Raw genomic sequence first — 22,526 nt, 5'->3', positions numbered from 1 at the left:
TTGATAGGGTCGATCACCGGGACCTCAGAAATCAAGTCTTGTGTCATCCGAGAATGCACGGATCATGCTATGAATAATGTGATGATACAATTCCACGCCAGTGGCCGTGCTTCGTCCGGGGGGATATCGACCACCGACAGTCATCCGAGCCGGTGCTTGAGCGCAGGCATCCGGTCGCTGCATGAGCGTCCGGCAAATGGTTCCAGTTGTCCGTTTTTCAGATGGGTTGTCAGATAATGTGATTGATTATCCTGTCGTTTGCATTCCACCGCCGTGTCAGACAACAGGGTGATGCAGCTAGCCGTTCGCCCCATCGAATGCCGGCGCGCGTTTACATCTGGAAAGGGCGCGGCGATTCTACATCCGCATAAGACGGAAAGATAACGCTGAACGTCTTTGTATTTAGCTTCCATTGACCCGGCGGGCAAAATAGCATGGCCCAGCCCATCGACTAAACCATCTCCTTGAGTTGTGCAGACCTGTTGCAAGTTGTCAAAGCGCATCTCAAGTCCCCGCGCGGTACGCAGGACGTTCTGAATTAGGTCAAACTTCGTCGGCACAAAGCCCGCTCTACCCAGAATTGTGACACGAAACTGCTCCATAGCTTGCTCAACTGCGGATAATTTTGAAATCTGGATCATACGGAGATGGTTCGATAACTTCTGCAGTGATCATGTCGCCGTACATGTCTATCTTCACAGTGCTGCCGGTTGAGGCATGGTCCGGGTCGATGAAAGAATAGGCTAGGTTCATGCCGACGCGGTGCCCCCAATCGCCGGAAGTGACGCTTCCCACCACTTGCCCACCCTGCATCACTGAAGCCCCGCTATGCGCAGGGGCGTGTGTGGCGTTCACCTTCAGTGTCACAAGCTTTTTCCGAGGTCCCTCGGCTTTACGGCGCAGTAAAGCTTCTTTCCCAACAAAATCACCCTTGTCCAGTTTGACAAAACGATCCAGTACCGTCTCAAACGGATCGAATTCCGTCAGCAGATCGGCTTTCCAGTGAAGAAAACCTTTTTCCATCCGCATAGATTCCACAGCACGCGCGCCAAACAGTTTCATTCCGTGCGCGTCACCGACAGCGCGCAGAGCCAAGTAGGCGGCATAAAGCGAGGCGTTGGGAACGTGAATTTCGTAGGCCAGCTCGCCTGAAAAGCTAACCCCCATAACCGTAGCTGGTGCAAAACCGATAAAGCATTCGCGGGCCGACAACCAAGGGAAGGCATCTTTCGACCAATCGCCACGCGCGCAAGCGGACAAGACTTGCCGCGCCTTAGGGCCTGCGAGAACCAATATCGTCTGTTCATTGGTCAGACTACGGATTTGCACATCTTCGTCGTCCCGCATGTGTTGTGTCAGCCAGTCCATGTCATGGTATTCACTGGCGGCAGCCGAGCCGTACCATACCCGGTCAGGACCGCGGGTGCTGGCAGGCAGATTGGCAATCGTAGCCTCCGCTTTGATCATGCCGTGATGGTTCAGCAGGTAGCCAAGCCCGACACGGCCAGCACGCCTTGTGACGTTTCCGCAGAACACGCGATCAAGGAAAGCGTGTCGGTCCTCGCCCGTAAGTTCAAACCGATTGAAGCCGTTCACCTCGCACAGTCCAACATTCGCCTGAACGTTTTTGACTTCCTCGGCAACGACGTCGAAGGCCTCGTCAAAATTGAAGCTGAGCGTCGGATGGAAGTTTGGCGTGGGTTTGATGTAGTCGACCCGTTCCCAGCCATTAACCACTGTGAACTCAGCGCCTTCTGCCGCAAGCACTGGAGTCAGCGGAGTGGTTTTGGCCGGGCGACCCGCAGGGCGGTGTTCATGCGGAAAGTGAAACCGGAACTCGTTCTGGTAATCTTCGATGGCCTTGAGCGATGTGAGTTCCACGTTAGCGTAGCCGGTAAAACGACGCGGGTCGATACACCATGTGTCATAACACGCTTCGCCATGAACGATTTGCTGCGCCAGCAACCAACCATGACCGCCGCCCTCACCCAGACCGGCGCGCAGACCGATGATACAGAATGCGTTGCGTTTGCCGGGAATTGGTCCGACCAGAGGCGCACCGTCGATAGTATAGGTAATGGGGCCGTTGACGATGGATCGGATGCCGGTCTCTCGCAAGGCAGGCATACGTTCGAACGCACCTTCCAGCACGTCCATGACACGATCCAGATCATCTGGACACAGCGCGTTTACGAAATTCGGATCGATCCCGTCCATGCCCCAGGGTTTGCAATCCTGTTCATAGAACCCGACAAGCAACCCGCCCTTTTCCTGGCGACTGTAATAATCCGAGATCGGACAGCGCAGCAGCGGCATTCGGTGTCCGGCTTCCGCGATATCGGGGATGTCTTCGGTCAGGAAATACTGATGTTCCATTGATGCGACCGGGTGATGCACACCCATCATTGCACCGACTTCATTGACCCGGTATCCACAGGCATTGACAACGAAATCGCAATCAATGTCACCGTGCGCGGTTCGCACGGTCCACGTGTCGTCTTTGTGCTGGGTCAGCGCGGTGACAGGCGTGTTGCGGTAGACCTCGGCCCCCGCCTTGCGCGCATGAAAAGCCAGTGCCTGACACAGTTGCGCCGGGTCTATATCGCCATCCAGCGGATCCCACAGGCCCCCCAACAGGTTCGTGGTTGAAATAAGGGGGTGCCGCCGGGCGCATTCTTCGGCATCTATCACTTCGAACGAGACGCCTATACCCCGCGCCATTGACGCAAAATGGCGGTAGCCTTGCATCTGCGCCTCAGTATTGGCCAGACGGATGCCACCATCAGCATGGTGATAATTGATGGGGTAGTCGGGATTCTCGGATAAGTCTTTATACAGTTTGATGGAATGCGATTTCAGCCCTACCATCGTTTGGTTCATGCCAAAATTGGTTACCTGCGCAGCCGAATGCCAGGTGGTGCCGCTTGTCAGCTCATTCCGTTCGACCAGAACGACATCGCCCCATCCTTCTTGGGTCAAATGATAGAGTGTTGAGCATCCGGCAATACCACCGCCAATAACAACAACCTTGGTGCGGGATTTCATATGCAGCGTACCTCCGACAGAGATTTGGCCGTGATAGGTCGGCACTTTGGGTGGGCTCGCAACGAAATGCTGGTTGTTCATATGAAATCGGATTTTAATTTCGATTTTTTCGACTTTAGCCAACGTCGCGTTGAATTTGTTACGTTAAATCTCTTCTATCGCGCAAAACTTGATCCAGAGGGGTGACCATGGCCGGGCAGCGTGAAAAGAGAGGCGGCCGTCGCGAGCGGTTGGCGCAACGTGCGGCAAAGCCCGCTGTTGATCCGTGTCCACCCGGTCAGATCGGTGGTGCGTACAAACCACTCAGCGAGACTGATCTAAGACAAATCTATGACACCGCTTTGGACCTGCTTGAGGAGTTGGGCGTTGGCGAGGCCCCGGATCGTTTGCAAAAGGATCTGCTGGCCATTGGTGCCGTCGACAACGGAAAGGGGCGTTTGCTGTTTCCACCCGCGCTGGTCGAAGAGGCCATTGATCAGGCGGCCAAGACCTTCACGCTGCACGGCCGAGACCCGGCGCGCTCAATCGAGGTCGGCGGCAACAAGGTCTATTTTGGCACCGGTGGCGCTGCAGTCCAGACTTTGGATATGGATACCGGCACCTACCGACCTTCGACGCTCGAGGATCTGCACAACTTCACCCGGCTTCAGGACACGCTAGCTAATGTGAGTTGGTATACCCGTTGTTGTGTGGCGACAGATGTGCCGGACAACTTCGATCTGGACGTAAATACCGTGTTTGCTTTGTTGAAGAACACGACCAAACCCACTGCTACCTCGTTCACGTTGGCTGACTACGTGGCACCGATCGTCGATATGTTGGATATCGCGGCAGGAGGTCCGGGCGAATTTGCCAAACGCCCGTTTTTAAAAGCACATATCAGCCCGATGATCTCACCCATGCGATATGGTGAAGACGCGGTAGACGTAGTTTATGAATGCATCCGGCACAAAATTCCGATTTCTTGCATCACAGCTGCGCAAGCCGGGGCGACCGCACCGGCTACGCTTGCCGGTTTCCTGGCGCAGTCGTTGGCGGAAACACTTGCCAGCCTGCTGATGGTGCATTCCATTCAACCCGGATATCCGATGGTATTTGCGAACTGGCCGTTGGTAATTGACCTGCGCACGGGTGCGTTTTCTGGCGGTAGTGGCGAGACCGCTGTTCTCAACGCTGCATCCGCACAACTGTCCAACTGGTTGGGGCTGCCGTCTGGTGTGGCTTGTTCTATGACCGATGCCAAGGCCATAGACGCACAATACGGTATGGAAAAAGGCATCACGTCGATGGCCGCTGCCCTTGCCGGAGGCAATCTGATCTACGAAAGCTCTGGCATGACCGCATCCCTTCTGGGCGCGAGCTTTGAAGGATTTGTTTTGGATGATGAGATGCATTCTAACACCTACCGCGCCCTGAGGGGAATTGAGGTGACGCAGGAAAATCTGGGGTTTGACGCCATATGTGACGCAGTCCTGGGCGAGGGTCACTTTCTTGGGGGTCAGCACACCTATGCCGCGATGGAGAGGGATTATTTCTACCCCCTTCTTGCGGATCGGGATGAGCCGCGCACATGGGCGCAAAAAGGGGCAAAAGATGCCTGGACCCGCGCCCGGGTCCGTGCACGCGACATCTTGAAAGAGCACACGCCCAGTTATCTGACGCCAACGCAGGAACGGGAAATTCGCGCCCGTTTCAACATTCTGCACCCATGACACTGCGCGTAGTCCCGGCCCGAAGAAAACCTGTCAGGTCATCAGGCGGAAACTGTCAGACAACCAGGGGTATCTTTCGATCTGCCGTGAAATTGCATGTTCGCTGATAAGGTTACGGATTTTTCGATCCACGAGTTCCAGTATGGACCGAGAGCAATCGGGTGTTGCAACGATAGCTAATGTCCGGGCAAAACTTTTTCCCGGGAAGTGGTGCAGCCTGAGCTTGCTTTGAAAACGTTGAGCGCGGGAAAACAATAATGGCGTTGTTATTGTCCATCCTGCGCCTGCTGCAACCATTGCCATCAATGTCTGGTTGTTGCTGCATTCGAAATTGGACACCGGCGAAAAACCAAGTCGGCGCATCTGCGATTCAATTTGCCTCGCGATGATGAGATTGCTTGAAAACCGCAAGAACGGCAGACGGCTGCGGCCTTCTACGACGTCCTTCAAGGGATGTTCGCAACTATTGGGCAATACCACGACAAAAGGATCGCGCAGGAGGGGACGCTCTTGCAAATCCCGCATCCGGTCCTGAAGTGTGGTTGTTATCCCAAGATCAAGGTGCCTGTTACGTAGCATGTCGATGATCGCGTGGCTCGAGTCCGTTTGATATTCAAAATCGCAGCTGGGCATATGCTGAGCGAGGAAAACGGCCAATTCGGGCACTATGTCGCTATCGAAATCTTCGATCGTTCCCAAACGCAAAAAGCTTGCTTCGGCTATGCTTCCAGCAGACGCCTCGGCTTTGGCTTTGCGGATGGCGAACAAGGCATCATCAACGTTGCGTAAAAATACCTGCCCCTTGGGGGTCAAAACCATGGGCCGTCGCGCGTGATTAAATAGCTCGACACCAAGGTGATCCTCAAGGTTGCGCAGATGGTGCGACACGGTGCTGATCGTCACTCCGGCTTCTTTTGCAGCGGCCTGCAGCGACCCTTTATGCGCGCAGATTTGGAACAGCTCCAGCCACTTGAGGCTCAGATCTTTCGAGGCGGAATGACGAGGCATCGAAACTATTCCCTTTGTATGGGTTCAGGCGACGTTGGTTCGATTACCTTTCAATAACACTGCCAATTTCTCGAAGTTAACTAAAACTTTCGAGCGTGTATCGCTGGACCGGTCCCAGCCGTCCATCCGGCTGACCGACTTGGGCATCTGGCTCGTCGACAAGTTAATTGCCAAGGGCGAAAGCGCCATTGGCATGTCACCACGGCAATAGTTCTGGGGCGTGGAATGGCCGCTATTGCCGCGCTCGATCCTGCTCTGGTTCTTGGGGACTGACGCAATCTTACATTGGGAGTTGACGTTATCCAGACTGTCGTTCTGTGCGCCGCTAAACTGATAAGGTCTGCTTCTCGTCGGTGCCATGGTCGACATATCGCAAATACGGAATAAGAGGCGACGTATTGTTGATAATATGATAGAGAAGACCGTGTATTTGTCTTTTTTGTTTCAAAACTAATAGTTTTCCTAGCGTGTAGAGGCGGCCAGATTGGTAAGTCCGAACGTCAATTGCCAGGAATGTGGTGCGGCCAATCCTGCCGGATCGAAATTCTGTCACAGCTGCGGCAACGCCCTGACCTTCGCCTGTGGCGTCTGCGGTGAGCCCGCGATGGCGAACGCGCGGTTTTGCACCGCTTGTGGCTCGGCTTTGTCAGGTGCAGCTGTGGAACCGGCGCAAGTCGCACAACCAGTCACACCGCAGGTCGAGCGGTCAAGGCAATCTGCCGACAATGTTGCTGAGCGCCGCCAGTTGACCGTTGTATTCTGTGATCTGGTCGGGTCCACGGCGTTGTCCGAAAAACTCGACCCCGAGGATTACCGTGAACTCATAACGAAATACCGCGATCTGGTAGGGCACAACGTCGCCAAATTTGGCGGCGAGATCGCAAACTACGCCGGTGATGGTGTGGTTGCGATTTTTGGCTACCCCACGGCGCAAGAACTGAGCCATTACTCGGCAGCTCTCTGCGCCTTGGAAATCGCAGGTTCGGCACGGGACATGGATATGGGTTTTTCACGGCAGCCTGTGTCAACAAACGTGCGTATCGGAATGCACACTGGTCCGGTGGTTGTCGGTACTGCGGCAAGCTCCTCAACGGACGAAAGGGTGTGGTTGTTCGGGGATACGCCAAACGTTGCTGCGCGTATTCAGGCCGCTGCCGACGTTGGCGAGGTGGTGGTGTCCGAGGTGACGCGGCGGTTAATTGGTGAGCGGTTGGATTTTACTTCTATCGGCAGCCCACAGCTGGCGGGTGTCAGCGCACCAATGCAGCTTTACCGCGTCCGGCGAAAGGTTTCTGGCTTTGAATCGGCCCGAAAGGATTTTTCGCATGACACCACACCAACGATCGGAAGGTCTGCGGAAATCGCGCTGGTTCGGTCAAGATGGGAAGGGGCTTTGGACGGGGAAGGGCAAGTGTTGCTTTTGACCGGTGATGCCGGTGTCGGGAAGTCCAAGATTGCATTTGGGTTAAAAGATGAACTGTCCGTCGACGACGCAACGCAATTCACTTTGTTCGGCTCTCCGCTGCATCAGAGCAGCGCGTTTTTTCCAATCAAGAACGCACTGACCAAACTGATAGGGATGTCTCCGAACGCCGCGCCAGAGGACAGTCGAAATCAGATTATTGGTTTTCTGACCGATTTGGGCCTGTCTGCTGATCGCTGCGCAGCCCCAATTCTGCGGCTGATGGGTCTGGGCAACAGCACATCGTCTGCCGAACGGATGGCCCCCGAACGTGAGAAAGGTGCGTTGATTGAAGCGCTTCTGCAATTGTGTGCAGGTTTAGAGCAACGCCGGCCACTGCTGCTGTTGCTTGACGACGTGCATTGGTTTGATGCCTCTACGCTGGAATTCGTCAATGGTTGGGTTGAGCAGTTGGCCAATCGGCGTTGCCTGACCCTGATGACAGCCCGCACGGAGTTTCAATCGCCTTGGCGCAATCAGTCTCATGTCACCAGTTTGGAGCTGAACCGACTGGTGCGCCGCGACATTTATAAGCTGGTCGAGAGTATCTCGGGTGTACGTCCCTCCAAGGAGGTATTGAGCCAATTGGCGGAACGCACTGACGGCGTCCCTTTGTTTGTTGAAGAACTGACCAAGATGGCGATGGAGTCGGGCCTGCTGGTCAGCCGGGGGCAAAGTCAGGCCGAGCTTTCCATGGCGATCCCTGAATCCTTGCAGGATTCTCTGATGGCACGGTTGGATCGGTTGTCTGCCAGTCGTGAGATCGTTCAGGTTGCTGCTGCAATTGGGCGGAACTTTGAACGGAAACTGCTGTCCGAGGTTTTGGATTGGAGCGACGCTGACATCTCGAACGCTCTTGAGCAGCTATTGGAAACAGAACTTATTGTTCCCGCCGGGCAACCCGGCGCAGAGGACGCGTTCAGGTTCCGACACGCGTTGGTACAGGATGCGGCTTATCAGTCCATGTTACGATCTACGGCCTCAAGATGGCATGGGCGGATTGCCGAAATACTTGAGGAGCACTACAAGGAAACTGTAACTCGTGAGCCTGAAATACTGGGCCATCACTATTGGCGCGCGGGAAACTACGCTGCTGCCGAAGGCAAGCTTATGATGGCAGCACGTCAGGCTCTGGATCATTCCGCCAATGTCGAAGCGATCACGCATTTGAAGCATGCTTTGGACTGCCTGCAGGAATTGCCAGCCTCGCAAGAGCGTGACCGTCGAGAGATTGATCTGCAGATCATGATTGCCGTTCCCCTCGCATTTGTCCGCGGGTATGCGCATAAATCGGTCTTGGCTGCTTATACTCGGGCGCAGGCGTTGTGCCGCGAATATGGCGAAACCGAACGGCTGTTCAAGGTGGTTTACGGTCAATTCCGGTCCACAATGCTGGGTGGTGAATACGCGATCTCGAAACAGAACGCGGACAGGCTGGTCTCGCTTTGCGACGATTTGGATAGCCCGCTGGTTCTGGCCTCAGCCGAACGGTCCCACGGCGCACTTCACACCTATCTGGGCCATCCGGTAGAAGCTTTGAAGCATCTGGAGGCGGGGATTGGGGTCAACCTGTCAATCGAGCACCGTTTTGTAGGACTGGACTATGACGTAGTTGATCTGGCGGTCGCGCTTCAGGGTTATCGGGCTTTGTCGAACTGGTTGTCCGGCGACGAGGCCACCGCGTTAGAGGCGATCAAGGCTGCGCTCGCCCACGCCGAGGAAACTGCGCATCCCTTCAGCCAGTCCTTCGCCAACGCATTCCTGGGATGGATTTCCCAGTTTCGCGGCGATGAAAATACAGTGCAGGACAGTTCGGCCACGTTGATTGCACTGTCTGAGGAGTATTCCTTTCAATTCTGGCGCGGTTGGGCGCGGGTGATGAACGGATGGGCGCGCCGCAATACGGATGGTGAGAAATCGCTGGAAGACATCGAATTGGGCCTGCGGGAATGGCGGGATACCGGTTGTCGGCTGGGTTTGAGCTTTTTTCTGTACCTCTACGCGGATGCCGCCATTCTGCACGGGCGGCTTGATCTGGCCGAGGACCTTCTGGATCAGGCCGATAGCTTTGCCGAGGACAGCGGAGAAAAGTTCTGGATCGTGGGTTTGACCCGCCTGCGGGGCAGGCTGGCGCTTGGACATGGCGATGAAACCAAAGCCATTGAGCATTTCAAAAAGGCCGCGATGCTGGCGCTTGAGCTTGGGCACTATGGTCCGTTGTTGCGCGTGGTTCAGGAAGTCGCGGAGTTGGAGTCTTCTGCAGATTTGTTGAACGAAGTGGCGAGGGCCGTTGAAAAAGCTACGACAACGGTCGGATCAGCCAGCCCTGCTCTGATCACGGCGAATACCATTTCGAAAACGCTAACCACTGCAGTTCCGGAGGCGTCATCGGGCAAAAACTGAGATCGAAAATCTGTCGCAGCCAGTCAGAAGGACACAGCCAATATGACAAAAAAAGCCAAGAATGATCGGTGCCATCAAACCGATGTTACCGGCGTCATGCCAAAGCTGCCAAAGCAGTTTGATACCTTCCCCTTCTACTATGCTTCGCTGCAATGCCAATGGATGTATTGGTACACCTCGGTCGAAGCCGCCAAGCCGTTTGTCAAAGGCACTGGCCTGTGTGTTGCTGAATTTCCTGACGAGAAAGGTGATAACAAGGCTGTCATTCTGCTGAACTTCCAACGCTACACGGCGCATTACGACAACTCACTGGGTTTCGTGAACGAAGTGGAATTCAATCTTCTGGTCTACCCTTCGAACCGGGTGCCGGGTGTCCCGAAAATGACCTTGACCGAATATTTGCACGGTCGGGACCAGACCAACACAATTGGTCATCTGCGCGTTCACGTGGCTGCCGATAACGCGATGGCGGTCAAGGCAGGGCGGCAGGCTTTTGGCGAGCCGAAATTTCTAGGGCAGTTTAACTACAAAGTGCCCTCGCTGAACGCCAAGATGAAAGGCGACCCGCCGATTTCGCCGAAAGCGTGGTGGATACAACTGGTTAACCCTGATGATCCCCAGACCATTGTCTACGATCTGGATGCCGATCTGGGCAAACTGTCAGGCGATCAATGGACCCTGACGAATTGCACTCCGATCCCGGAATTTGCGACCGGGCTTGGCCGTACGGTTTGGACAAGATGGACCATCGCAGGCCTGTTTGAAACTGCAATGCTGGCGACCAAGGAAGGCAAGAAAATCGCGAAATCGTTCAAGCTGAAGCTGGGCAGGAATGATTTTCCAATGACCCGCGACATGCACAGGTTGTTTACAGACAAAACGCCAGTTGCCGTGCAGGTTTTTGAAAGCCCACCCGCGTGTTTTGAACCCCGAGGCTTTTACGTCGACGCAATAGACGGGGACCGCCATGACCACGCATGACGATACCATCGCCTACGATGCCTTTCTGACTGTCAGCGCCGCACTGACCGGGTACAACACTGCCGAGTTGCAGGCGACTGGCTGCGCGGCAGAATATTGGCATCATGTGCAGCAGGTTTTGCCCGAGGGCATTCTGAAAAAGTTTCTGTCCCTTGCACCGAGTCTGGGCAAAAAAGACGACGACAAGATCATCCGCGAGTCTTACCTGCCTGACAGATGTCTTGGTCCGGTGGCCCGGTCACTGATCCAACTTTGGTATACCGGGCAATGGGTGCCGCTACCGCAGGAATGGCGTGAAAACTACGGCGCCTCGCGCTTTGACGTGATCAAGATCATCTCGACCCGGGCGTATAAGGAAGGGTTGGTCTGGGATGCCATCGGCGCACATCCGCAGGGGGCTAAGCAACAGGGATTTGGAGCGTGGAGCCTTGAGCCCCCCAAACAGAGAGGGCAGTCCGATGACCGTAATTCCTGACGACGAAAGATGCTATGATGTAGTGATCGTGGGCGCGGGTTTTGCCGGCGGCATCCTTGCGAAAGAGCTTGTGTCCGAGGGTCACTCTGTTCTGATCCTCGAAGCCGGAGAGGATCATGGCAAGACATGGGAAACCTACAGGTCTTATCTGGATCAGTATTATCTGTCTTTGGCAAAAACGCCGAATTCACCCTATCCGAACCTGCCTACTCTGCCGTCGCCTTCGGTGCTGGACATCACCGCAGTTCGCGGGACAGAGCCCGACACCAACGGCTATTTCGTGCAACGTGGCCCTTTGCCGTTCGGCAGTAATTACCTGATGGCCTATGGCGGCACGTCGTTGCATTGGCTGGGTACCAGCCTTCGGATGATGCCCGCTGATTTTGAAATGCAAAGCCGGTTTGGGCTGGGGGTCGACTGGCCCTTCAAATACGACGACCTGAAGAAAGACTACGAGCGCGCCGAGTGGGAGATCGGAGTCTCCGCCGACGCCGACGAACAAACCCCCAAAGCGCTTGGCATCAGGACGTCGGGTCCGAAGGACAGCAAGGACTATTTTGCAAAGGATTATGATTATCCGATGCATTCGATCCCTTCATCTTATGTAGACGCGTTCTTTGCCCGTGCCGATGGCATGGCGATTGAGGTTGGCGAGGATGCAAGCGATACCGTCCACCTAAAGGTCTCACGCACTCCGCAGGGCCGCAACTCAACTCCGCGCAGACCGAGGAATGCCAAGGGCATTCGGGTTGGTGACAAAATACGCAAGCAGTTTCAACCGCGCGGCGCGACTGGTCCTTTCGCCTACATGGGCCAGCGGTGCGAGGGGAATTCCAGCTGCATTCCAATCTGCCCAATTCAGGCCAAATACAACGCGATGAAGACCCTGGAAGATGCAAAGCACATCGGCAAGAGCCTGATGGAGACCATCACGCAGGCGATCGCGTCAAAGGTTGAACTGGATGAAAACGGTCGGGTCTCCGGTATCACATACAAGAAATATCCGTTTCCCGGTGTTCCGCAGTACGAGTTGCGCCGCGCGAGAGGCAAGCACTATGTCCTTGCGGGCGGTGCTGTCGAAAACGTCACGCTCGCTCTGGCGTCCGGGATCTGTAAAAGCAGTGACGAGTTGGGGCGCAACCTTATGGACCACCCCTATATGATGACATGGGGCGCTGCCCCCGAACCCGTAGGGCCGTTTCGCGGGCCAGGATCGACCTCCAGCTATGCGAATTTTCGCGATGGGGGTTTTCGCGACAAAACGGCTGCATTTCGGCTGGAGATCGGTAACTGGGGCTGGAACTTTGCTGCCGGAGCGCCAAATTCAGACGTTGCGCGACTGGTCGAACAGGAAAACCTGTACGGCAGTGCACTGCGTGACAAGCTGTATCACGACGTCCAAAGACAGGTGCGCCTTGGAACACTGGTCGAACAACTGCCCCGGTCTACAAATCGCATCACAATCGACCCGGCTTATCGCACGCCCATGGGCGAATTCCGCCCGGTGATCAGCTATGATCTGGACGATTACTCACGCGCCGGGCTAGCTGCGGCCTATGACGCCTGCGCACGGATATTCCAGAGGTTGGGCGTAAAGAACCACACGGCTTATTCGCCTTCGGATGCTGGATACTTTACCTACGAAGGCAAAGGCTACACCTTCTTCGGGGCCGGTCATCTGGTCGGCACGCACCGGATCGGCACGCATAAAACCAATTCTGTGACCAATGATCAGATGCGGTCGTGGGATCACGATAATCTCTGGCTGGTCGGCGCAGGTTCAATGCCCACGATCGCCACGTCAAACCCGACACTGACTCTGTCAGCGATGGTTTACAGGGCTGCAAGGGCCATTACCGCGGCCTTTCGGAAAGGGGGTGCGAAATGACTTCGAAAACCACGCTTGAGCAAACGCGGGAAGAGCTGTGTGGTCTGCTTCAAAAAGCGCTGATACTCGAACTTTCCACAATACCGCCCTATGCGACGGCCTGTTACTCTATTTTGGAGCAGGGGCAATACGACCGGTCTGAGCCTATCATCGTGAATGCAGAACCCATCGAGGTGATCCGCCAGGTCATGGTCGAAGAAATGTTGCATATGGTGCTGGTGGCAAATGTCCTGAATAGCATTGGAGGCCATCCAAAGCTGAACGACCCAGACCAGTTGCCGACCTATCCAGCGAAACTGTTGGACGGTCGCGGGCCAAAGGTACACCTGCGCCGGTTTACCCCTGAGCAGGTCAAAAGCTTTCGCCTGATTGAGACGGCCCCAAAAGATACAGGCCCAGCCAAAAAAGGCGATTATCATACGATCGGAGGGTTCTACACTTACATCAAGCAAGAGCTTGAAAATGCCTGTGACACGTTCGGCAATGACGCGATCTTCATCGGTGATGAAAAGCGGCAAGTCTCAAATGATGATTATTTTGGGGCAGGGGGTGAGGTGATCGGAGTGGTCGGCACCCCAAAACAACGCCGTCATTCTGCATTGCGGGCGATTGAGGAAATCATGGAAGAAGGTGAAGGTGCCGATTTGGGTCACCGGGCAGGGGACAAAGACATCATACCGGGACCTGAAGGCCGAGAAGACGTCGCGCATTATTTTAAGTTCAACGAAATTCTCCACAGTCGGTACTATCATCCAGATGATGCGGTAGATGAACCTCCGACAGGCGGCGATCTGATTGTCGATTGGAGCGCCGTCTCTCCGATGCAGGATGATCCGTGTGAAAGCAACTATGCGCGCGCGCCGGAAATTGCGGCAATATCGGCTGAATTCAACACCGCCTGGACCGGTTTGCTTGACGGTTTGCAGAGTGCTTTCAACACGGACAAAAGCGCTTTACGTGACCTCGTGCCGACGATGTACATTATGAAATCGCTGGCACAAAAACTCATGCACGTACCGTTGCCAGACGGATCAGGTGAAACTGCCGGTCCTACCTGGACATATTTGGGAGAAGCTTAGGTTCAGCCTTGCCTATACGCGTCCTGCCAATGAACCCACACTTTCGGCTCAACACAGGTTCGTCGGTTTGTCCCGCTTGATTGCCGTTTTCTAATGGCCGGGGTTTTCCGGTTCCGCCAGCCCGGCTTCGCGATCAAAGGTTGATGTCCAGTCATCCAGCAGAGCGCTGTTGCCGTGCAACAGACGCCACTGGCGAATGCCGTTGCGCCAGCCCGCACGGCCAACGCGGGTGGGTGGCTCGGGCGCTTCAGAAGCAGGCACGCCGTGCTCTAACAGGCGCCACGCGTCTTGCTTGGCGGTAATGTAATCTTTGGGTGCCCAGGCGTTCAGCAGCTTCTGAAATGCGTCAAAGGCGGCCCGGTTGAATGGTTTGTCCTCGCCCAATCGTCCGATCACAGGATTCTCGGGATGCAACGCGGCGCATGGCGTCAACCCGGCTGGAATCGGTGTATTGGCAGAATGCGTGCGTTCTGCCCGCAGCAGTTTGGGCAGGACATGGGTGTGCGGCCCCTCGGGTGATTTGCCGCCCGTGTCCGGACCTCCGATCATTTGATAGACTTCTACACGCCCGATGCGGGTCAGCGCAACGCGATGCGGGTGGGCAGCAAGTATCGCAGGCATCGCAGGGTTCCCAGTCTCGAACAGCGACCTTCCTGCGTTTTTCCGCAGGACCTTCAGAAGGTCCTTATCCGAAGTGCGGATACAGAAATCCACCTGGAACTGCTTCAGACCCATGTCGAAAAGAATGCCTTGGCGATCCTCGACGCGGATGGCGTCCGCGTCCGGCCCCAGTTCCGTTAGCACCTCACGCTGATGCATGGCCGCCATTTCCTGAGGCAAACACAACGAGACAGCCTGGGTCCAGCGATGCGGTTTCGGACTCAGGGTTTCATAGGCAACAGGAACGACATTTTCCAAACTATCCAAGCGGATACCGCCACGTGAGGTGAATTGCACGGCCTCTGTCATATCCTCCGGGGTGGGATCGCCTGAGACATGATGGAACTCGGCAATAGCGCCAAAAGACCCCATGTTCCAGCCGGTATCTTCCTGCGACAAAGCCTGCTGTGTCACCGTGGCCAGATCAAGCATGCGTGGGTTCCTTTCGTTCTAAAATCCAGGCGGTTGTCCCTGCGGCCACCGCATCGTAAGCGGCGCGCCCGACAGCTTCGCCAATATCTGTATGAAGCCCTGTAAAGTCCACTGTTCCAATCGGTGCCGCCACAGCGATACAGTCCGTACCCGTGCCAGTTGCGACTCCCGTAGGTATTTCAAACTGCGCGTCCATCACGGCAGCGGTCCGGGCTTGCACGGCAATGCTCAAGGCTTCGATCAGACCAGTTTGGCTTAGCCCGGTATCGATGCGCACGGCCACGTTGATAGTGCCCCAATCACGTCTGGAATAGTCGACACGCCGACCGACCCGTTCACCATTGGACAGGCCCACCGTGGCAACGGCCTGCGCGGTCACTGATCCAGCCGTGGCCGTCCGCGAGTCGAAGTGTTTGATCGAGCGTGACGTCAGCAGGGCTACTGCGTCCTCGCTGTTGCAGCGCTTCAACTCGTTTGCCAACCACTTGCGCACATCCATTCCGGAGGGCAGATCGGCGTTGCGCACCTCTCGCCACAAAATCTTTGAGGCCAGAACAAAACCGGGCCGGTTGATTGACCAGCTCAGCACCGTCATTTGCTGCCCCAGATCAAAGCTCAGCCAAGGGGCGTTCAATGTCAGTCCGTTCATTCCACGACCTCAAGCGGCTGAAACACAGGGCCAGAGGTTGTGTTCTCGTGCCAGACGGAAATGCCAAAACTACGCGCCATCAGATTAGGTGAGAGGACCTCAGCGGGCGGCCCATCCGCGATCACACCGCCCTCTGCCAATAGGATCAACCGCGTACAGTGACGCGCGGCAAGCCCGAGGTCGTGCAAAGACAAAAGCACAGCCCTGCCTTCATCGGCCAGATTACGGAACACTTTCATCGTCGAAATCTGATGTGCAGGGTCCAGGCCTGCAGTGGGCTCATCTGCCATCAGTATTGGCGTGTCCTGAACCACAGCCCGCGCGATCAGCGCGCGGGCCTGCTCACCGCCCGACAGACGGGATGCAGCGCGCAGTCGCAGCGCCCCCAGGTCCATTCTGTCGATGACCTGATCAATAAGCTTCTGGTCTCTGTCTGGGATCGCACCTGCGGGTGAAAGATGCGGCAGCCGTCCAAGTGCAACAAGCCGCTCAACTGTGATCGGCCAAGCGATTTCACGCGCTTGCGGCATCCAAGCGACTGTCCGGGCCCGGTCACGGGAGGTCAGGTTTGCAAGCGAGCTTTGACCGGAATGTGGTATCAACCCTAGGGCCGCCCGCATCAGACTGGTCTTGCCGGCACCGTTGGGGCCGATCAGCCCCACCATTTCACCTTCGGAGATCGTCAGGTTGACACCGCGAAAGACCTCTCGGTTTCGCAGGGTGACGGTCAGATCGCGCAGTTCAAAGCCGATCATAGCATGTCTCTCCGCGTCTTGTAGATCAGGTGCAGGAAGAGTGGCGCACCTACAAGGGCGGTTACAACACCCAGTTTAAGATCACGGTCCGGCAGGATAATCCGCACGGCGATATCAGCCAGTTGCAGCATGACGGCACCACCAAGTGCCGAGGCCCGAAGCAATCTGGAAGGGCTGGCACCGACCATTGGCCGCAGGATGTGTGGGACCACGAGGCCGACAAATCCAATTGCGCCGGCAACAGCCGTGCCGCCCCCCACGATGGCCGCTGTGCCCAGAACCAGCAGTACGCGCAGGCGGGACAGGTTTATGCCAAGCGTTTCAGCCGCATCTTCGCCGAGCGTCAGCGCATCCAAGCCACGGGCTGTTACAGCAATCATCACTGTACCGATGAGAAAAAAAGGAAGGGCCAACCAGACATGCACCATCGACCGATCTGCCAAGGATCCCATCATCCAAAAGACGATTTCATTTGCGGCAAAGGGATTGGGCGAAAGATTCAGCACAAGCGAAGTTAGCGCCCCGGCCAAGGCAGAGATTGCGATCCCGGCAAGGATCAGCGTCACAGACCCACCGCGCGGTCCCGCAAGGATCATGATCAGCGTGACGCCGATCACGGCACCGGTCAGAGCGGCAAAAGGAAGGGCAAGTACACTGCTTGCAGCCAGACCGGTGTAAATCGCCAGCACAGCCCCCAAGGCCGCAGACCCGGAAACGCCCAGTAACCCGGGTTCCGCCAGTGGGTTGCGCAGATAGCCCTGCATCGCGGCCCCTGCCAGGCCCAGCCCTGCGCCAATGATAATCGCCAGAATCGCGCGCGGCAGGCGAATTTCGCGCATCACCAGCGTCAACGGCCCGTAATCGGCGGAGAATAAGGCTGCCAGACTGTCACCCGGGGGGGTGCCTGCCGGGCCGATTGTCAGAGACAAAAGAAACAGTCCGGCTCCGCAGGAGAGTAAACCGACCATGAGCCGGGTCATTCGGTGCCCTCTTGCCATGCTTCACGCGCGCGTTCGAGCTCTTCAATCGCTCGCAACACATATGGGGTACCGCACACCCAGTCGCGATCTGACATCAATGCCTGACCCGAGCGCGCTTGTAGATGTTTGACCACGGGATGTTGCAGGTATTCTTCGGCTCGGCTGTGTCCCGGATAGGGTTGCGAGGTGATCACGATGTCCGGGTCGGACAGCGCCAATTGTTCCAAAGGCAAAACGCCCCCGGCGGTCATGCCCATCTCTGTCGCGATATTTTTCAGCCCAGCAGCGTTTAGAATTTGGCCGGACAGGGTTCCGTCGCCAGATGTCCAGCCGCGCGCGGAGTATATCGCCGCACGTGGGCCATCCCCCCTATTTGCGGATAGTGCTGCAAGCCCGGCCTCATAATCTTGCAAAAGCTTGTCCGCAGCGTCCTGACGACCCAGGACCTCTCCCATTTTCAGGATGTTGGTGCGAACATCCTCTAACGAGCGGGCAGGCTCGAAAACGACCACCGGAACATCCAGTCTTCTGAGCATATCCACCGTTGCCAAAGTGGAATAGCGCCCTACGATCACGAGGCCGGGTTGTTGCAGGTAGATCTCTTCGGCAAGACCATGATTTACCCCATGGTCCATGGCCTGTGCGGCCATGGCCGAGACGCGGTTGTCTTGTGCCAGATAAGACACCGAATGCAGCTGACCAGGTGCCGCCAGCATCATCGCCAGCTGATCGGTGCACACATTCATGGAAACGACGCGCTGCGGCTGTGCCCAGGCCATTTTGGTCAGGCCGACCAAAACACAAACAGAAATCAACCGCAGCCACATGATTAAAACGCCGCGCTCAGGCCGATGTAACCGGTGCGCCCGCGTTTGGCGTAGCCCCAGACGTCGGAGTATTCCCTGTCGAACAGGTTAACGATGCGTCCGGTCAGCTTGACATTGTCGGTCAACGAATACTGCGCCGCAACATCAACGGTCACGTAGTCAGGCAACTTCTTTGTTTCAAAGCTTCCGAAAAACTGCGTGTCGTAGTTGTCGGCTACATAACGAATATCGCCGGTGACAGATCCGCGACCCTGCAGGAACTCTTGCGTTGCGGTCAGCAGAAATTCGTGACGAGGACGGCGTACTTCCACTGATCCATCCGGGTTTTCCGCATCAATATAGGTATAGCTTAGACGCAGATCGAGCGTGTCTGTCGCCTCAATCGTGCCCGAAACCTCGACCCCGCGGCGGGTACTGTCCCCGGATTGGTTGATAAAGGTTGAACTGCCCAAGGTCGGATCAAAAACGGACGTGATCTCATCCGTCAGGTCGTCATGGAACAGAGTCACATCAACCAATCCGCGACCAGCCCAGAACGGCACCTCGGCGCCCAAATCGAAAGATTTGTTTTTCTCGGGTTTCAGGTTTGGGTTGCCGACAAATCCAAAAGAGTCAGCAAACAATTCGAAATAGGATGGATTGACGATGCCAGTACCGGCTGAACCGTGCAAACGGACGCCTTGGGGCAGAGTGTACGACGCCGCCACTGTCCAGGTGAAGTCATTCTCGAACGTTTTGTTGTTGTCGTACCGGACGCCGGCCTGAACATTCAATCCATTCTCCAGAGATCCCCGATACTCCAGCGCGTATGATGTTGTTTCGCGTTCAAACTCGGGATCAGAGGAACTGCTGTCCTCTTCCCATTCCACAATTCCGTTCAGCAAGTGGTTGCTGTCAACCGTCGCGCGCCCGTCCAGTCCGAGGCTGAGAAGATAGCGGGCCGAGTCCCGATCCGTTTCGGTAGGTGTGCCACCATTGGTGGATTGTTCGTTGTCCGTTCGATCATAGCTGAAACGGTGAACCATTTGACCTCCTCTTGCCTCGTATTCGGCGTAGACCTGACCAAGCCGCTCTTTCCGCTCAGACCGTTGGCTAGGATCGTCCACGACGTAACCCTCAGGGGTGGTGGCCAGAGAGTCTGTGCTGTCGAAGTCATAGTTTTCATCTGAATCGCGAAACACAAGCCCGAGTTTCAGCCCTTCGGCAACAAAATAGTCTGCGGTCAGGTCAATCGTGGTGCGGTCAACACTGTCTTTTTCCCCATTGCTGCCAGAATAATCATAGCCGTCATCGTCCAGCCGGGCGATACCGACGGCCACGCCGCCTTTATCGTTACGATAGGAATACCGTGCGGACGCGTTGTACCCGTCGCCAAATTCAACTGTGCCACCATATTCGTGACCCAGCCCACCTCTCTTGGTGATGATGTTGACCACACCAGCCGAAGCGTTCGAACCATAGAAAACGGATTGCGGCCCGCGTAAAACCTCGATTCGCTCAATATTGGCCGTCTGAATGCCTGACAGGATGTATTCTCCATCACCACCCGCTGCCGGAACGCCGTTGATCAGTATCAACGTATGGTTGGCTTCGGCGCCGCGGATACGAACTTGCGTGAACGCGTCACCTGATCCGTTGACGGACATACCTGGAACAGAGCGCAGGGCATCCTGCACTGTCGTGATGCCGCGCCGCGCAATCTCTTCAGCGGTGATCACGCTGGCTGCGCGACCGTATTTTTTTTCTTCGATCGGAGTGAAACCCCCGGATATTACAATTTCTCCGATATCAATAGTCTCTTGCGCTTCAGCGCTCGTCGAAGCTGTTAGAATTGTAGCAACAGTGGCATTTAACAGGGCGGTTTTCTTCATTGGTTGTCCCTAAGATCCCCTTCTTGGCGAAGGGGAAAAAGACACCTTTTCTGGTGCCTTTATTGGTAATTGTCGTTGGAGGAAAACAACCTCCGCAGACGGCGAAATGTCACCGCTACGGATAGACCGTTGCCAAAGACGCGCCCCGCGTCCGGACCGGGTGATCGCTCTGGCAGGTCTCCTGACTTGCGGGTCGAGGCTTGACCGGGCCTTCCCATCCCAATGGGGACAGTGGCATGTGCCAGCAAAGCTCACCGCTTACAGTTGCGGGGGCAGTCGAGGATTTGGCGCAAAGGCCGCACCCCGTTCCCTATTATCCGGATGGTGTCCCAACCGGACCAGAACGCGCGGAAATTGGCTGAACCGTCTGTGATTTGTCAATCATGAAATTGCAGCAAGTCTCCAAATTCTTGATGCGCCGTCTCCGAAGCCTGCCATGCCCATGTATTAGAGGCGGTCGGCTGTCCACAAATCTTGATTTGTAACTCATCACCGCTGGCTCAACGGCTATGGCCCCATGCGCGATCTCGGCTGTTAGGACATCGACTGCGTTGTAGGTCCTGAGAGGGTCAATTTGTTGTGCGTAAGGTAATTGCCCTGCTTGCGAGTTCTGTCCGAATATCGTGCAACCTCTGCCAGCCATGCATTCTGCTTCTGATCTGCATGTCTCTGCTGCAACGGGATTCGGTTTTAGGGTAAGTTTCTTGCGGCTTCATGTCCGGGTAGAGTCGACGAGATTTCGTAGCTTTCGCTCCGGATGTTGTGGCATAGGCGTTTTATGAACGAACTTCCGAAGCGCAAGACTTTACCCCGGCTTGACGAAAGCCTGCTGACGCATCTGCCACCGTTTTCAAAACTGGATCGGCGGCAACTGCGCACGATTCTGGATCAGGCAAGCTCTCGCCGATACGAGGCCGGCGTCGCAATTTTCGAAGAAGACGCACCAGCCGACCGTTTTTATTTGTTGCTTGATGGATATGTTCGCGTTGTTCGGATCACCCCGACAGGCGAACAGGTCACTGCGTTGCACATTCCAGCGGGGCAACTCATTGGTTTTGCGAGCGCGCTTGGGCGGCAGACTTATCCGGCGACGGCGATAACGGCCACCGAAAGCATCGCGCTGAGCTGGCCCATGAAGCTTTGGGAAATTTTCGCGGCGGAATATGACGGTTTTTCAACCGAAACCTACAAGACAATTGGCAACCGCTTGGGTGAGTTAAACAATCGGGTCGTTGAAATCTCAACTCTGCAGGTTGAACAACGCATCGCCAACGCGCTGCTGCGTCTTATCCACCAGACCGGGCGAAAAGTTCCGGACGGGATCGAAATCGATTTTCCAATAACGCGCCAGGACCTGTCGGAATTGACTGCAACCACCCTGCACACCGTCAGTCGGACGCTGAGCGCATGGGAGAAGAAAGGGCTGGTTGAAAGCCGACGAAAAAGGATCAAGGTTCTTGATCCTCCTGCGTTAGTTTTAATCTGCGAGGCCCCAGTAGACTAGGGTTGTTGCGCCTCTTCCAACTCGGCAACGAAGGCATCCATATCCAGGCTGTGTTTGCGGCAAGCGTCAGCGATCGTGTGAAAGGGGCAAATAACGCGGCCTACGCACAGCATCCGATGACGCAAAAACACGCTAATCGTTTGCGATGAGCAGGACATAGTGCTTTCCAAGAACAGACCGGGTTCATCAAGGTTTGTGTTTGGCACAGACCTTCCCTCTTGGCTGAACGACTGGGCGTTGAGATGGTCAGAACGTTGCGCTTGCGCAATCTTGGTCCGTTTGTCATCGGCTAACTATTCCCCATTCCTTGCGAGCAGAGGTAAGCCAATGGCGGAAATCTTAACGAAATCGCGCGCGCGCAACATTTTTTACGGCGGCTCGATCTTTTTTGTCGTGGTCTTCGAGGCCCTGACCGTTCAGTCCCACCGGTATGTCGTCAGCACATCAACTTCGGGGATGGAGTTGAGTGATGCAGTCGTTCGCGGCAAACACGTTTGGGAAAAACACTCCTGCATCAATTGCCACAGTCTTCATGGAGAGGGCGCGTATTTTGCGCCCGAGCTTGGCAATGTCATGACCCGATGGGGCGTTCAAGACAGTCCCGAAGATGCCTTTGATATCCTGAAAGGCTGGATCGAGTCGCAACCAAGCGGCATCGAAGGGCGGCGTCAGATGCCCCGATATGAACTTTCCGACGAGGACATTCGCGGCCTTGCTGAGTTTCTTCGCTGGGCCGATCAAACCGATACGCAGGGCTGGCCGCCCAATGATGCCGGCTGACCGGGGAAAGGAGCA

18 protein-coding genes and 1 riboswitch are annotated in these 22,526 nt (G+C 55.8%); of the genes, 8 read left to right on the top strand and 10 right to left on the bottom strand.

Translation table 11 applies throughout. From position 1 onward, the window contains the following. Positions 1-140: 140 nt before the first annotated feature. Together ACXAET_RS17725 and ACXAET_RS17720 are read right to left on the bottom strand one after the other, a co-directional pair. On the bottom strand, positions 141-641 hold the full coding sequence (locus ACXAET_RS17725) for a hypothetical protein (RefSeq protein WP_475188064.1): 501 nt from the start codon (positions 639-641) through the stop codon (positions 141-143). Further along, positions 610-3,045: a GcvT family protein gene (locus ACXAET_RS17720; RefSeq protein WP_475188062.1), complete on the bottom strand. Its 2,436-nt coding sequence runs from the start codon at positions 3,043-3,045 to the stop codon at positions 610-612. The genes ACXAET_RS17725 and ACXAET_RS17720 overlap by 32 nt, the downstream gene beginning before the upstream one ends. Before the next feature lie 188 nt (positions 3,046-3,233). Here ACXAET_RS17720 and ACXAET_RS17715 point away from each other — a divergent pair, with 188 nt between their 5' ends. Next, positions 3,234-4,757 (top strand): trimethylamine methyltransferase family protein, encoded by a 1,524-nt coding sequence (locus tag ACXAET_RS17715; protein ID WP_475188060.1) that lies wholly within the window; start codon positions 3,234-3,236, stop codon positions 4,755-4,757. A 33-nt stretch (positions 4,758-4,790) separates the two neighbouring features. On the opposite strand, the gene ACXAET_RS17710 is transcribed toward ACXAET_RS17715, so the two are convergent. Beyond that, a complete protein-coding gene (locus ACXAET_RS17710) occupies positions 4,791-5,765 on the bottom strand; it encodes a LysR family transcriptional regulator (RefSeq protein ID WP_475188059.1) in 975 nt (324 codons plus the stop codon). A 484-nt stretch (positions 5,766-6,249) separates the two neighbouring features. Between ACXAET_RS17710 and ACXAET_RS17705 the strand changes: the two genes are divergently transcribed. The 5 genes from ACXAET_RS17705 to ACXAET_RS17685 are packed head-to-tail and all read left to right on the top strand — an operon-like array spanning position 6,250 to position 14,053. Continuing rightward, positions 6,250-9,630 carry an adenylate/guanylate cyclase domain-containing protein gene (locus tag ACXAET_RS17705; RefSeq protein WP_475188058.1) on the top strand — a complete coding sequence of 1,127 codons (3,381 nt, stop codon included), beginning with the start codon at positions 6,250-6,252 and terminating at the stop codon, positions 9,628-9,630. Between the two features lie 42 nt (positions 9,631-9,672). Next, positions 9,673-10,611 (top strand): hypothetical protein, encoded by a 939-nt coding sequence (locus tag ACXAET_RS17700; protein WP_475188056.1) that lies wholly within the window; start codon positions 9,673-9,675, stop codon positions 10,609-10,611. After that, a complete protein-coding gene (locus tag ACXAET_RS17695) occupies positions 10,598-11,086 on the top strand; it encodes a hypothetical protein (RefSeq protein WP_475188055.1) in 489 nt (162 codons plus the stop codon). Before ACXAET_RS17700 ends, ACXAET_RS17695 begins: the two co-directional genes overlap by 14 nt. Beyond that, positions 11,070-12,974: a GMC family oxidoreductase gene (locus tag ACXAET_RS17690; protein WP_475188054.1), complete on the top strand. Its 1,905-nt coding sequence runs from the start codon at positions 11,070-11,072 to the stop codon at positions 12,972-12,974. The genes ACXAET_RS17695 and ACXAET_RS17690 overlap by 17 nt, the downstream gene beginning before the upstream one ends. Next, a complete protein-coding gene (locus tag ACXAET_RS17685; protein WP_475188052.1) occupies positions 12,971-14,053 on the top strand; it encodes a ferritin-like domain-containing protein in 1,083 nt (360 codons plus the stop codon). The genes ACXAET_RS17690 and ACXAET_RS17685 overlap by 4 nt, the downstream gene beginning before the upstream one ends. 90 nt (positions 14,054-14,143) lie before the next feature. Here the strand turns inward: ACXAET_RS17685 and ACXAET_RS17680 are convergent, their stop codons facing one another. From ACXAET_RS17680 to ACXAET_RS17655, 6 genes are read right to left on the bottom strand one after another with little or no spacing between them, the layout of a single operon-like run. Continuing rightward, positions 14,144-15,145: a DUF6925 family protein gene (locus ACXAET_RS17680; protein WP_475188050.1), complete on the bottom strand. Its 1,002-nt coding sequence runs from the start codon at positions 15,143-15,145 to the stop codon at positions 14,144-14,146. Then, positions 15,138-15,794, bottom strand: coding sequence for an adenosylcobinamide amidohydrolase (locus ACXAET_RS17675; protein ID WP_475188049.1), 657 nt, complete (start codon positions 15,792-15,794; stop codon positions 15,138-15,140). Before ACXAET_RS17675 ends, ACXAET_RS17680 begins: the two co-directional genes overlap by 8 nt. Further along, positions 15,791-16,549 (bottom strand): ABC transporter ATP-binding protein, encoded by a 759-nt coding sequence (locus ACXAET_RS17670; RefSeq protein ID WP_475188048.1) that lies wholly within the window; start codon positions 16,547-16,549, stop codon positions 15,791-15,793. Before ACXAET_RS17670 ends, ACXAET_RS17675 begins: the two co-directional genes overlap by 4 nt. After that, complete coding sequence (locus ACXAET_RS17665) at positions 16,546-17,529, bottom strand: FecCD family ABC transporter permease (RefSeq protein WP_475188045.1); 984 nt, start codon at positions 17,527-17,529, stop codon at positions 16,546-16,548. The genes ACXAET_RS17670 and ACXAET_RS17665 overlap by 4 nt, the downstream gene beginning before the upstream one ends. Further along, entirely contained in the window at positions 17,526-18,356 is an 831-nt protein-coding gene (locus tag ACXAET_RS17660; protein WP_475188044.1) for an ABC transporter substrate-binding protein, read from the bottom strand. The genes ACXAET_RS17665 and ACXAET_RS17660 overlap by 4 nt, the downstream gene beginning before the upstream one ends. A 2-nt stretch (positions 18,357-18,358) precedes the next feature. Continuing rightward, positions 18,359-20,227, bottom strand: a complete 1,869-nt coding sequence (locus ACXAET_RS17655; protein ID WP_475188041.1) for a TonB-dependent receptor plug domain-containing protein — start codon at positions 20,225-20,227, stop codon at positions 18,359-18,361. A gap of 154 nt (positions 20,228-20,381) precedes the next feature. Then, a riboswitch (cobalamin riboswitch) is annotated at positions 20,382-20,585 on the bottom strand. Positions 20,586-21,005: 420 nt separating this feature from the next. On the opposite strand from ACXAET_RS17655, the gene ACXAET_RS17650 reads away from it, so the two are divergent. Continuing rightward, positions 21,006-21,731: a Crp/Fnr family transcriptional regulator gene (locus ACXAET_RS17650; RefSeq protein WP_475188039.1), complete on the top strand. Its 726-nt coding sequence runs from the start codon at positions 21,006-21,008 to the stop codon at positions 21,729-21,731. On the opposite strand, the gene ACXAET_RS17645 is transcribed toward ACXAET_RS17650, so the two are convergent. Next, positions 21,728-21,889 (bottom strand): hypothetical protein, encoded by a 162-nt coding sequence (locus ACXAET_RS17645; RefSeq protein ID WP_475188445.1) that lies wholly within the window; start codon positions 21,887-21,889, stop codon positions 21,728-21,730. The two genes, ACXAET_RS17650 and ACXAET_RS17645, sit on opposite strands and share 4 nt — an antisense overlap. A gap of 169 nt (positions 21,890-22,058) precedes the next feature. Between ACXAET_RS17645 and ACXAET_RS17640 the strand changes: the two genes are divergently transcribed. Next, complete coding sequence (locus ACXAET_RS17640; RefSeq protein ID WP_475188038.1) at positions 22,059-22,511, top strand: c-type cytochrome; 453 nt, start codon at positions 22,059-22,061, stop codon at positions 22,509-22,511. Positions 22,512-22,526 lie beyond the last annotated feature (15 nt).

It is taken from the genome of Ruegeria sp. AWH4_226 (genome assembly GCF_056159225.1).
Note: the sequence above shows the minus strand (reverse complement) of the source record. Positions and strands in the feature narration are given on the sequence as shown.